Annotated in this window: 11 protein-coding genes; 8 read left to right on the top strand and 3 right to left on the bottom strand. The window is 68.7% G+C overall.

Features of this window, described 5'->3' with window-relative positions; all coding sequences use genetic code 11:
• Nucleotides 1-30: 30 nt before the first annotated feature.
• Both J7024_RS26225 and J7024_RS26220 read right to left on the bottom strand, forming a co-directional pair.
• Nucleotides 31-1,425, bottom strand: coding sequence for an MFS transporter (locus J7024_RS26225; protein WP_175759973.1), 1,395 nt, complete (start codon nucleotides 1,423-1,425; stop codon nucleotides 31-33).
• A gap of 70 nt (nucleotides 1,426-1,495) precedes the next feature.
• Complete coding sequence (locus tag J7024_RS26220; protein ID WP_124825351.1) at nucleotides 1,496-2,434, bottom strand: 2-hydroxyacid dehydrogenase; 939 nt, start codon at nucleotides 2,432-2,434, stop codon at nucleotides 1,496-1,498.
• 113 nt (nucleotides 2,435-2,547) lie between these two features.
• Here J7024_RS26220 and J7024_RS26215 point away from each other — a divergent pair, with 113 nt between their 5' ends.
• The 7 genes from J7024_RS26215 (at nucleotide 2,548) to J7024_RS26185 (ending at nucleotide 9,875) form a co-directional block, all read left to right on the top strand.
• Nucleotides 2,548-3,456, top strand: a complete 909-nt coding sequence (locus J7024_RS26215; protein WP_124825350.1) for a LysR substrate-binding domain-containing protein — start codon at nucleotides 2,548-2,550, stop codon at nucleotides 3,454-3,456.
• Between the two features lie 256 nt (nucleotides 3,457-3,712).
• Nucleotides 3,713-4,744, top strand: a complete 1,032-nt coding sequence (locus tag J7024_RS26210) for a TRAP transporter substrate-binding protein (protein WP_175769918.1) — start codon at nucleotides 3,713-3,715, stop codon at nucleotides 4,742-4,744.
• Between the two features lie 3 nt (nucleotides 4,745-4,747).
• Nucleotides 4,748-6,634 carry a TRAP transporter large permease gene (locus tag J7024_RS26205; RefSeq protein ID WP_175769919.1) on the top strand — a complete coding sequence of 629 codons (1,887 nt, stop codon included), beginning with the start codon at nucleotides 4,748-4,750 and terminating at the stop codon, nucleotides 6,632-6,634.
• An 8-nt stretch (nucleotides 6,635-6,642) separates the two neighbouring features.
• On the top strand, nucleotides 6,643-7,719 hold the full coding sequence (locus J7024_RS26200; RefSeq protein ID WP_124825347.1) for a LacI family DNA-binding transcriptional regulator: 1,077 nt from the start codon (nucleotides 6,643-6,645) through the stop codon (nucleotides 7,717-7,719).
• Entirely contained in the window at nucleotides 7,716-8,741 is a 1,026-nt protein-coding gene (locus J7024_RS26195) for an NAD(P)-dependent oxidoreductase (protein WP_124825346.1), read from the top strand. The genes J7024_RS26200 and J7024_RS26195 overlap by 4 nt, the downstream gene beginning before the upstream one ends.
• Nucleotides 8,738-9,610, top strand: a complete 873-nt coding sequence (locus J7024_RS26190; protein WP_124825345.1) for an amidohydrolase family protein — start codon at nucleotides 8,738-8,740, stop codon at nucleotides 9,608-9,610. The genes J7024_RS26195 and J7024_RS26190 overlap by 4 nt, the downstream gene beginning before the upstream one ends.
• Nucleotides 9,579-9,875, top strand: coding sequence for a hypothetical protein (locus J7024_RS26185; RefSeq protein ID WP_124825344.1), 297 nt, complete (start codon nucleotides 9,579-9,581; stop codon nucleotides 9,873-9,875). The genes J7024_RS26190 and J7024_RS26185 overlap by 32 nt, the downstream gene beginning before the upstream one ends.
• A 55-nt stretch (nucleotides 9,876-9,930) precedes the next feature.
• Here J7024_RS26185 and J7024_RS26180 read toward each other — a convergent pair whose 3' ends face one another.
• Nucleotides 9,931-11,019, bottom strand: a complete 1,089-nt coding sequence (locus tag J7024_RS26180) for a calcium:proton antiporter (protein WP_124825343.1) — start codon at nucleotides 11,017-11,019, stop codon at nucleotides 9,931-9,933.
• 543 nt (nucleotides 11,020-11,562) lie between these two features.
• Here J7024_RS26180 and J7024_RS26175 point away from each other — a divergent pair.
• Nucleotides 11,563-12,466, top strand: a 904-nt coding sequence (locus J7024_RS26175; protein WP_234745596.1) for a 3-hydroxyacyl-CoA dehydrogenase NAD-binding domain-containing protein, incomplete at its 3' end; no start/stop codon positions are given.

Here is a 12,466-nt window from a genome sequence, read left to right as displayed (position 1 = left end):
CGCGAGCAGGATCGCGCGGCGTGCCGACGCTCATGCGTCCGGCGTCACGCTAATCCGCTCGAAGCGGCCCGCGAGCCACGCGTACGCGGCGATGCCGATCAGCCCGTGCGCGGCGACGAACCACAGTGCGCCCGCGAACGAGCCGGTGTGCGCGACGAAGTAGCCGATCACGAGCGGCGTGACGATTCCCGCGATGTTGCCGAGGCCGTTGAACACGCCGCCGCTCAGGCCGACCATGCCTTCCGGCGCGGTATCGGCGAGCACCGCCCAGCCGACCGCCGCAAGCCCCTTGCCGAAGAACGCGATCGTCATCAGCGCGATCACGACCGTGTTCGACGAGGCGCCGTTCGCGAGCACGAGCAGCGTCGCCATCGACATTCCCACGACGAACGGTGTCTTGCGCGCCTTCGACGGATGCACGCCGCGCCGGATCAGCCAGTCCGACAGCACGCCGCCCAGCACGCCGCCCGTGAACCCGCAGAGCGCGGGGAGCGCGGCGACCCAGCCCGCTTCCATGATCGTCATCCCGCGTCCCTTGATCAGGTAGATCGGGAACCAGGTGATGAAGAAGTAGGTGAGCGCCGTGATGCAGTACTGACCGATATAGATCGCCCACAGGTTGCGGTGGCGGAACAGTTGCGATGCATCGCGCCACGACACGCGTGCGCGGTGACGGACGCGATTCGCCTCCAGATCGACGAGCGCGCCGTGTGCACGCAGATAGTCGCGCTCGGCGTCGCTCACGCGCGAATGGCCGTGCGGCTCGCGATACCACGCAAACCACAGCGCCGCCAGCGCGACACCGAGCAGCCCCATCCACAGAAACACGTGCTCCCAGCCGAGCGTGTGCGTGAGCCACGCCATCGCTGGCGTGAACAGCACCACGGCCATGTATTGCGCGGAATTGAACAGTGCCGACGCGGTGCCGCGCTCGGCCGTCGGGAACCAGCACGCGACGATGCGCGAATTGGCCGGGAACGCCGGCGATTCGACGAGGCCGAGCATGAAGCGCATCGCGAACAACGCGAGCGTCGCCGCCACGCCCTGCACGGCGAACCATCCGACCGTGCCCTGCAGCATCGTGAAGACCGACCACAGCAGCAGGCTCAGGCCATACACGCGGCGCGCGCCGAAGCGGTCGAGCAGCCAGCCGCCCGGGATCTGGCCGATCGCATAGGCCCATGCGAACGCCGAGAAGACGATGCCGAGCTGCACGGGCGTCAGCCCGAGATCGTGCGCGACGCCGGTGCCGGCGATCGACATCGTCGCGCGGTCCGCATAGTTGACGACGGTGACCGCGAAGATCAACGCGAGCACCGTATAGCGGACACGGCCGATCGTGCGCGATGCGGCGGGGGAAGTGGGTGAGGCGGGCGACGCGGGCGACGCGGTGGCGGCTGCGCCGCCGCTGGATCGATTGGACATGCGTGTCTCCTGGCCTCCGTCGTGCGGAGGCATCCGGTTTGGTGTTGTCGTGCGGGCGGGCGTGTCGCGATCAGCGCGTGACGCTGGTCGGCGGCCGCTGGCCCGCGAAGCAGGCGGCGAGGTTGGCGAGCACGATGCGTCCCATTGCTTCGCGCGTCTCGTGCGTGGCGCTCGCGCGGTGTGGCTGCACGACGACGCGCTCGAGTTCGAGCAGCGCGGCCGGCACGTGCGGTTCGTTGGCGAACACGTCGAGACCGGCGCCGGCGATCGTGCCGTCGGCGAGCGCGCGCACGAGCGCGGCTTCGTCGACGAGCTTGCCGCGCGCGACGTTGATCAGGAATCCTTTTCTACCGAGTGCGGCGAGAACGTCGGCCGTCACCAGCACGTTGCCGTGATCCGCGGATGCCGCCAGCACCAGCACGTCGCTGTCCCGTGCGAGCGCGATCAGGTCGGGCTCGTAGCGATAGCCGCTGTCGCGATGCTCGCGCGGGCCGAAATAGCTGACGGGCATCCGGAACGCCTGTGCGCGTTGCGCGATCGCGCGCCCGACGCGGCCAAGGCCGACGATGCCGAGCCGCTTGCCGGTCACCTGCGTCGCGAGCGGCTGCGCGGCCTTGCCCCAGCGGCCGGCGCGCACGATGCGCTCGCCGGCGCCGAGGTCGCGCAGCGTCATCAGGATCAGTCCCATCGCCATGTCGGCGACGTCGTCGGTCAGCACGTCGGGCGTCGTCGTGACGTGGATGCCGCGCGTGCGGGCGCGCTCGAGGTCGACGGCGTCGGTGCCGATCCCGCTGATCGCGACGATTTCGAGTGCGCTCAGCCGGTCCATCAACGCGGTGGACAGCCCGTTCGCGCCGCCCGTGACGACGCCGCGGATGCGTGGCGCGACACGATCGAGCAGCGCGTCCGGCTGGTCGGCCGCATACAGGCGATGCACCGCGTAACGGGCGGACAGTTCGGCGTCGATGATGTCGGGAAGCGGCTGGGTGAGCAGGATATCGATGGTCATGAAAGTCTCGGTCGTCGTGCGCGGCGTGGGCCGCGCATCAGGTGCAACCGAGTATAGAAATCGTATCGATATCCGTCTAACATCAAACGACTATCGATTGATTCAATAATTGAATGATTGAACTGAACCAGCTTCGCTGTTTCGTCGCGGTGGCCGAGGAACTGCACTTCGGTCGCGCGGCGAAGCGGCTTTTCATGACGCAGCCGCCGCTCAGCCGGCAGATCCAGTTGCTCGAGCATGCGCTCGGCATCGCGCTGCTCGAACGCAGCAGCCGGCAGGTCAGGCTGACCGCGGCCGGCGAGCGCTTCCTGCGCGATGCGCGACACATCCTCGAATTTTCCGCGCGGGCGGAACAGGCCGCGCAGCGCGTCGCGCATGGCGGCGCGGGGCGCATCACGCTCGGCTTCACGGCCGTCAGCGCATACCGGATGATTCCGGTGCTGCTCGCGCATGCGGCGCACGCATTGCCTGACGTCGATGTCGAACTGCGCGAGATGGTGTCGACCGTGCAGATCGACGCGCTCGCGTCGCGCATGCTCGATGCGGGTTTCGTGCGCCAGCGTGCCGCGCGCCACCCGCTCGAATACCGGCTTGTGCAGCGCGAGCCGATGCTCGTCGCGGTCGCGCAGGGCGCACCGCTCGCCGCATATGAACGGATCGGCCCCGACGAACTCGACCGGCAGCCGTTCATCGCGTATTCGCCGAACGAGGGGAAGTACTTCCACGACATGATCTCGGGGATGTTCGCCGGCGCCGGGCGCCTGCCGAACTACCTGCATTACGTCGGGCAGACGCACACGATCCTCGGCCTCGTGCGTGCCGGGCTCGGCGCCGCGCTCGTGCCCGCATCCGCGCGCGAACTGCATGTCGACGGGGTGGTGTTCCGCCCGCTCGCGGGCGTCGACGTGGCGGCCGAACTGTACCTCGCCTGGCGCGCGGACAACGACAATCCGGCGCTGCCGGTGTTTAACGCGATGGTCGAGCGGTTTCTGACGGAGGGGGCGGACGGCGGAATCGTGTAACGCCCGAGTCTCAACCGAAAGTCAGTTGTCTGACGATATGGGCGGCGATTGGGCCGGACGCTGCGCCCGCGGCGCCAGAAGCCGCATGATCCTGCGTTCCATCCCGGGTTCGGGCCGGAAATAGCCCCGCATCCGTCGAATTTTCATCCGCAAACAGGGGAAACCCTCATTTTGTTCTCGTCGGTCGTCGTATTACTGTATCGATACACTAAATCGATACAGTGCGCCGGGAGGCGCAATCGCAAAGGAGACGTCCATGACTACCTTCACCCGGCGGCGCTTTCTGCAAACGGCGTCCGCAGCCACGCTCGCGGTCGCGGGCGGTTTGCCGAACCTCGCCCGCGCGGCACAGCCGACCGTGACGCTGCGCTGCTCGTCGTCGATGCCGGCCGACCAGAACGCCGCGCACTACGTGTGGTACGAGCGCCTCGCCGCGAACCTGAAGGCGAGCGTCGGCGATGCGATCCGGATCGACTACTTTCCGAACAGCCAGCTCGGCAAGGAGAGCGACGTCGCGCAGCAGGTGAAGATCGGGGCGATCGACATGATGATCGCGGGGTCGTCGATCTGGGCGACGGTCGCGCCGGAGCTCGGCATGCTCGATCTCGGCTACCTGTTCGACAGCTATGCGCACGTCGCGAAGGTGCTCGACGGTCCGGTCGGCGCCAGCCTGAACGCGCTCCTCCAAAAGCGCTCGGGCTGTTCGGTACTGACGTGGGGCTCGCACTTCGGCGGGCGCTGCGTATTCACGAAGCAACCCGTGACGGCGCTGCAGGGCGTGAAGGGCACGAAGCTGCGCGTGCTGCCGACGCCGGCGTTCATGGACACCTTCAAGGTGATGGGCGCGGTGCCGACGCCGATTCCGTTCGGCGAGTTGTACATGGCCGTGCAGACGGGCGTCGTCGACGGGCTCGAGCACGATCCGGCCACCGTGCTCGCGAGCCGCTTCGACGAGATCGTCAAATCGTGCTGGCAATCGCACCACGTGTTCGCGGCGATGACCGTGGTGATGGGGCGGCGCGCGCTCGACCGGATTCCCGCGAACCTGCGCCCGGCGTTCGACCGCGCGGTGGCCGATGCGACCGTGCAGCAGCGCGCGATTGCCACGCAGAAGGCCGCGCAGGCGGAGCAGGCGCTGAAGCAGCACGGGATGACGTTCCACCCGATGGCGGACGCCGAGCGCACGGCGCTGCGGCAGGCGATGCACGACCGGCTCTACGTCGCGTTCGCGAAGCAGTATCCGGCGACCGCGTCGCTGTTTCCGGCGATCGCCGCCGCGCGGAGTTGAGCGATGGATACCGGTTCCGTTTCGCGCGCCACGCCGGCTGCCGGCGCAAGCCGTCCGGCCCGCGTCGCGTCGCGCACGCTGGACGCGGCGATGCGCTGGATCGAATACGTGTCGGCGGCGGTGCTGGCCGCCGACGTGCTGGTCGTGTTCGTGTCGGTCATCTTCCGCTATTTCCTTCACGATCCGGTCGACTGGGCCGAGGAGGTCGCGAGCGCGCTGATGATCGTGCTGGTGTTCTTCGGCGCGGCGACGGTGCTGGGGCGCAGCCAGCATGTCGGCATCGACCTGTTCCGCGGCTGGCTGCCGGCAAGCTGGCAGGGCGCGCTCGTGCAGATCGGGCACTGGATCGTCGCGGCGGTTTCGCTGAACCTGCTGGTGTCGTCGTGGCAGTTGCTCGGCGACTCGTACGACCAGTTGACCACCGGTGGCCTGCCGGGCTGGATCAACGTGTATCCGATGATGTTCGGCGCGCTGTTCATGAGCGTGTTCGCGCTGGCGAACGCACTGAACGCGCCGCGCCGCCGCGTGATCGGCACGCTCGCGTGCTGCGCAATGCTTGCGGGTGCCGTGTACGGCTGGAATGCGCTGCAGCCCGAGCATGCGATCGCACCGGGGGCGCTGCTGATCGCCGGCTTCGTCGGCGGGCTCGTGCTGGGCGTGCCGATCGGCTTCGTGCTCGCCTTCTCGGCGCTGCTGTATTTCCTCGCCGATCCGACGTTGCCGCTGCTCGTCTACTCGCAGCAGGTGATGGCCGGCGCCGATCATTTCGTGCTGCTCGCGGTGCCGTTCTTCGTTCTCGCCGGCCTGCTGATGGAGTCGAACGGGATGTCCGCGCGGCTTGTCGAATTGCTGCTGCGGATGTTCGGCCGCGTGCGCGGCGGGCTCGGGCTGATCGTGATCTTCGCGACGGCGTGCTTTTCCGGCGTATCGGGTTCGAAGCTGGCCGACATCGCGGCGGTAGGCGGCGTCGTGATGCCCGCCGTGCGCCGCGCACGCCAGGACCCCGACGAAACCGCGGCGCTGCTCGCGTGCAGCGCGGTGATGGCCGAGACGATTCCGCCGTGCGTGAACATGATCATCATGGGCTTCGTCGCGAACATCTCGATCGCGGGGCTGTTTCTCGCGGGGATCGTGCCGGCGGCCGTGCTGGCTGCGTCGCTGGCCGTCGTGACCGTGATCTGCGGACGCCGGATCGACATCGACTCAGTGTTCACCGAGCGTCGCGCATGGCTGCCGCTCACGGGCGGCGCGCTCGTCGCGCTGATCATGGTCGCGATGATCGGCAAGGGCGTGACGTCGGGCATCGCTACGTCGACGGAAGTGTCCGCGTTCGCGGTGGTCTATGCGCTCGTGGTCGGCTGGGCGGCGTTCCGCGAACTGACCTGGCGTTCGGTCGGCCGCGTGTTCGTGCGTGCGGCGTCGATGGCGAGCGGTATCCTGTTCATCGTCGCGGCGGCGTCGAGCGTGTCGTTCGCGCTGTCCATCGAGCAGATACCGGCGCTCGTCTCGGGCACAATGACCGCGTTCGCCCATCAGTACGGCTCGACGGCATTCCTGTTGCTGGCGGCGCTGTTGATGATCGTGTTCGGCGCGGTACTCGAAGGCGCGCCCGCGCTGATCATCTTCGGGCCGCTGCTCGCGCCGATCGCGCTGCAGCTCGGCATCAACCCGCTGCACTTCGGCACGGTCGTGGTGGTGGCGATGGGGCTCGGATTGTTCGCGCCGCCGGTCGGGCTCGGCCTGTTCACGACCTGCGCGATCACGGGAACCGAGGTCGGGCGCGTGGCGCGGCCGATGGTGAAATACCTGCTGGTGCTGTTCGCCGCCCTGGTGGCGCTGATCTTCGCACCGGCGTTTTCGTTGTGGCTGCCGGCCCATTTCGGCCTGTAGCCCGTTCAATGCAAGACGACATGAGTACGATTCAGGACGTGGCCCGTCATGCGGCCGTTTCGGTCAGCACGGTTTCGAACGTGCTCAACGGCCGCACCGATCAGATGAAGCCCGAGACGCTCGAACGCGTGAAGGCGTCGATGGACGCGCTGCAATACCGGCCGAGCACGCTCGCACGCCAGCTCAAGACGGGGCAGACGCCGCTCGTCGGGCTGCTGGTGCCGTCGATGGCGAATCCGATGTACGGCTACATCGCGCGCGAGATCGAGGCCTGTGCGCAGGAACAGTACGGTCATCGCGTACTGATCGGCAACACGTATCGAGATGCCGGCAAGGAGGCGTCGTTCTTCGAAGACCTGTTCGCGCACGGCGTGCGGCGCGTGATCGTGATCTCGTCGCTCGCCGACGAAAGCCACCTCGAGCGCGCGGCCGAACGCGGGATGACGGTCGTCAGCTACGACCGCCGCGCGACGCCCGGCGAGCAATCGCAGGTCGATCACGTGACGGCCGACAACGAGGCGGCCGCGCGGCTCGCGACCGGCTGCCTCGTGGCCGCCGGCCATACGCGGCTCGCGTTCGCGACGGTGGCCGGCATCACCTTGAGCCGCAGCGACAAGATTCGCGGCTTTCTGGCGGTGGCGCGCGATGCGGGCGTCGACGCGCACGTGCTCGACGGCGGCCCGGCGAACGAATACGGCGACGCGGTGATCGTCGACGTCGGGCGCGCGCTCGGCGCCGCGCTCGCGGCCGACCCGGCGCGGCCGACCGGCATCGTCGCGGTCAACGACCTGTTCGCGCTCGGCCTGATGGCCGGGCTGCGCGACGGCGGATTGCGGGTGCCCGACGATGTGTCGGTCGTGGGGATGGACGGTCATTTCCTGTCGGCGATTTCGTCGCCGGCGCTGACCACGGTGCAGTTGCCCGTCCCCGACATGGCCGCGGAAATGGTGCGACGCGTGATGCGGCACGACGGCGATGCGTCGTCGGTGCCCGGGCAGTGCGTGTTTCCGGGCGTCACGCTCGTGGAGCGCGCGTCGGTTGCGCCGCCGCCGCGTGCAGTGGACGCTGACGGAGGCCCGGCATGACCCGCGTCTATGTCACCCATCCGTCGGGGATGCTCGATCACTACTTCGGCGCGAAGGCGCTGCGCGCGCTGCAGGCGATCGCGGACGTCACGTGCAATCCGCTGGACCGCGAACTCGGCACGGACGAGCTGATCGCCGCCGCGCACGGATGCGACGCGATCATCGCGTACCGGCAGACGCCGGCGCCGCGCGCGCTGTTCGAGGGGTTGCCCGCGCTCGCCGCGTTCCTGCGCTGCGCCGTCGACATCCGCACCGTCGACGTCGGTGCGGCGAGCGCATCCGGCGTGCTGGTCACGCAGGCGAGCCCAGGCTTCGGACCGGCCGTCGCGGAGTGGGTGATCGGCGCGATGATCGACCTCGCGCGCGGCATCGGCGGCTATGCGAACGCGTACCACCGCGGCGCACCGCCGGTGCCGCTGATGGGCCGCGAATTGCGCGGCAGCACGCTGGGCGTGATCGGTTACGGACAGATCGCGCGCCGTCTCGCGCCGATCGCGACCGCACTCGGCATGCGTGTGCTGGTGAACGACCCGTACGCGCGGGTTGACGCGCCGTCGCTCGAACAGGTCGATTGGGCGACCTTGCTGCGCGATGCCGATTACGTCGTATGCCTCGCGCCGGCGACGCCGGCAACCGCGAACCTGTTCGATGCGCGTGCGTTCGCCGCGATGAAGCCCGGTGCGTGCTTCGTTAATGCGTCGCGCGGCGAGCTCGTCGACGAGCAGGCGCTCGCCGAGGCGCTCGACGGCGGCCGGCTGGCCGGTTGCGCGCTCGATGTCGGCCGTGCGGCGGACCAGATGCCGACTCCCGGACTTGCCGCGCATCCGCGCGTGATCGCCACACCGCATATCGGCGGGCTGACGCGGCCGGCGGTCGAGCATCAGGCGCTGGAGACGGTCGAGCAACTCGCCGCGCTGCTCGACGGGCGCGTGCCGAATGGCGCGGTCAACGCGGCACATGCGACGCGGCTCGAACGCTGGCGTTCGACCGACACGTCCGCCGTGCAGGGCGACGCACGATGACGCGCGACGACGACGACGGCCTGCAGCCGTCGCACGCGTGCGATTGCCATATCCACATCTACGACGATGCGTATCCGCTCGCGCCGACGGCGACGTTCCGGCCGCCGCACGCGCCGGTGGAGGCGTATCGGCGCGTGCGACGAGCGCTCGGTCTTGCGCGCGTAGTCGTGGTGCAGCCGACCGGCTATGGCTTCGACAACCGCTGCACGCTCGCTGCGCTGGCCGCGCTCGGCCCGCAGGCGCGGGGCGTGGCGACGGTGCCGGTCGACGTGCCGGACGTCGAACTCGAGCGGCTGCACGCGGCGGGCATCCGCGGCGTGCGGTTCATGATGCTGTCGGGCGGCACGTCGCGATGGGACGAACTGGAACGGATGGCCGCACGGATCGCGCCGCTAGGCTGGCACGTCGACCTGCAGCTCGACGGCCGCACGCTGCCGGACGTCGAGCCAACGTTGGCGTCGCTGCCCGCGCGCGTCGTGATCGATCATACGGGCAAGTTCCTGACGCCGGTTGCGCCGGATGCACCCGCGTTCGTCGCGCTGCGGCGCCTGCTCGATTGCGGCCACGTATGGGTGAAGCTGTCGGCGCCTTACGAGACGTCGCAATCCGGTGCGCCGGGTTATGACGACGTCGCACGCCTCGCGACCGTGCTCGCGCACGCGCATTCGGCGCGCTGCGTGTGGGGCAGCAACTGGCCGCACCCGAACGCCGTGCCGGTGCCCGACGATGCGCGCCTGCTCGACTGGTTGCACGCATGCACGGCGAACGATGCGGTCGGCCGCGCGATTCTCGTCGACAACCCGGCGGTGCTGTACGGATTCGATCCGAATGCCGCGAATGGCCGCGAATCCGATCGAGACGCCGGTTGACGCGCTCGCGCAAAAGTGCCGGGCGGAGCGGCAATGCGCGGATAGCATCGCCGCGTTGCGCGCCGAAGCAAAGAATCCGGAGCGCGAGACCGGGCTGTTCGAGAAGCCGCGTCCGGACGACGCGCCACGCTTTCGCTTGCGTCCCGGCACGATGAGGCCGCTGCTCGCATCCCTTGCGCTCGGCCTTGCTGGCGGCCGGCGCAAGCCCGTTATTGGCGTGCCGTGGTTTCCGCGTGAAGCGGGAAAGCGACGCAGGGGTAGGTGAAGCGATGCGCGGGGCTTCGGCGCGGCGCGTTCGCCGGGCCCCGCGCCGTTTTGCGTCAGTGGGTAATCGACAGGAACAGGTAGGCCGCGAACAGCGACAGGTGCACGACGCCGTGCAGCACCGTCGTGCGTCCCTGGCTGAGCGTCAGCGTGCTGACCAGCAGAGTCAGCGACAGCAGCACGGTTTCCATCGCGCCGATGCCGAGCGTGAGCGGCTGGCCGACCCAGATGAAGACGGCCGCGACGGTCGGAATCGTGAGCCCGATGCTCGCGAGCGCCGAGCCGAGCGCGAGGTTCATGCTGGTCTGCAGACGGTTCGCGCGCGCGGCGGTCACGGCCGCCAGCCCTTCGGGCAGCAGCACGAGCGCGGCGATCACGATGCCGACCGCGGCTTCGGGGGCGCCGAGCTTCATCACCGCGTGCTCGACGGCCGGCGACAGCAGCTTCGCGAGCAGCACGACCGCGACGAGGCTTGCGAACAGCAGCACCATGCTGATCACCGCTGTGCGGCTACTCGGCGGTGCCGCGTGGACCGATTCGTTCGCGCTGTCGTGCCCGGTGAGGAAGTAGTCGCGGTGGCGCACAGTCTGCACGAACACGAATGCGCCGTACAACACGAGCGACGACACGCCGGCGAAGGCAAGCTGCGATTTCGAAAAGAACGGGCCCGGCGCGGCGCTCAGGTAGTTCGGCATCACGAGCGACAGCACCGACAGCGACGCGAGCACCGCGAGCGCCTTGCTCGCGCCGCGCCCCTGGAAATCCTGTTCGCCGTGCTTCCACGCGCCGACCAGCAGGCAGAGGCCGACGATCCCGTTGCAGATGATCATCACGGCGGCGAACACGGTGTCGCGCGCGAGGCCCGACTTCTCGGGGCCGGCGCCGAGCATGACCGACACGATCAGCGCGACTTCGATAATGGTGACGGCCACCGCGAGCACGAGCGTGCCGAACGGCTCGCCGACGCGGTGCGCGACGACTTCGGCGTGATGGACCGCGGCGAACACGGCGCCGGCGAGGGCGGCGGCGAACAGCGCGATGACAAGGCCTTCGGCCGGCACGACGCGCGACAGCGCGAGTACCAGCCATGCGGCAAGCGGGGCCCAGAGGGTCCAGCGCGGGAGCTGGTTGGACGAGAGCGGCATGGACGGTTTCCTATGCGGGTGGCGGCGCGCGACGCGCCGTCACGGGTTGACGAAGCCCGGCCGGATGATCCGCCGAACGAGGACGATGAAACGAATGAGCGGGTGCTGCCTGGGGTTCGCCGCGATGAGGCGGCGAGGGGCGCGGGCGGGCCGAAGCCCGTCGCTGGATGAAACTGGAACGGTTCGATGCGGTCGGCCGCCGATGACGGGGGGCCGGTACGTGACGACCTGCAGGCCGAAGCCTGGATCCGACCCCGGACGGGCGGCGGGCCATGGACGACAGCGGTAGCTGTGACACGCGGTTTCCCCCTGAAATCCGGCGGTTTGTCGAATTTTATCAGGCGTTCGGGGGCTACTATCTCACATTAGATTGCTTTCATTGACCTTTCGGTTTGCAAAAAGTGCCCCGATCGTTCGATTTTTTGTTTTTGCAGTTTCCGTAACGGTCTATTGCACGACAAATTCGGGCTCACCCTGACATAAATCTACCGACCGGTCGGTTTATAATTGCTCGCACTTCCACTTCATGACGGATCGCAAGCGATGGCTGTTTCTTCTGCACATTCGGTGAATTCGGGCGCGCTGGCGCCGTCGGCGGTCGTCGGCGTGATCGGCGCGGGCGCGATGGGCGCGGGCATCGCGCAGGTCGCGGCGGCCGCAGGCCATACGGTGCTGCTGTACGACCTGAACGAAGCCGCCTGCGACAAGGCGCTCGCCGGGATCCGCGCGCAGTTCGCGCGGCTTGCGGAGAAGGGCCGGATGGCGCCGGCGCAGGCCGAGGCGGCCGGGAGCCGGATCCGTGCGGTGCGGGCGCTGGCCGATTTCGCGGGCGTCGCGCTGATCGTCGAGGCGGCGGCCGAGCGGCTCGACGTGAAGCGCGAGATCTTCGCGACGCTCGAACGTCACGTCGACGATACCTGCGTGCTGACGACCAACACGTCGTCGATCTCGATCACGTCGATCGCCGCCGGGCTGCGCGCGCCGCAGCGCGTGGCCGGCCTGCATTTCTTCAATCCGGCGCCGCTGATGGCGCTCGTCGAGGTGGTCAGCGGGCTTGCCACGGCGCCCGAGATTGCCCGGGCGCTGTACGACACCGCCGCCGCGTGGGGCAAGAAACCGGTGATGGCGAAATCGACGCCGGGCTTCATCGTGAACCGCGTCGCGCGCCCGTATTACGCGGAGGCGCTGCGTGTGCTGAACGAGCAGGGCGGCACGCCGGCATCGATCGACGCGGTGATGCGCGACGCGGGCGGCTTCCGGATGGGGCCGTTCGAGCTGATGGACCTGATCGGCCACGACGTGAACTTCGCGGTGACCGAGTCGGTGTTCCGCGCGTACTTCAACGATCCGCGCTTTACGCCGTCGCTGATCCAGCAGGAACTCGTCAACGCCGGTTTCCTCGGGCGCAAGTCGGGGCGCGGCTTCTATTCGTATGCGGACGGCGCGC

Source organism: Burkholderia sp. WTPI3 (genome assembly GCF_021483755.1).
Taxonomy (GTDB): Bacteria; Pseudomonadota; Gammaproteobacteria; order Burkholderiales; family Burkholderiaceae; genus Burkholderia.
Note: the sequence above shows the minus strand (reverse complement) of the source record. Positions and strands in the feature narration are given on the sequence as shown.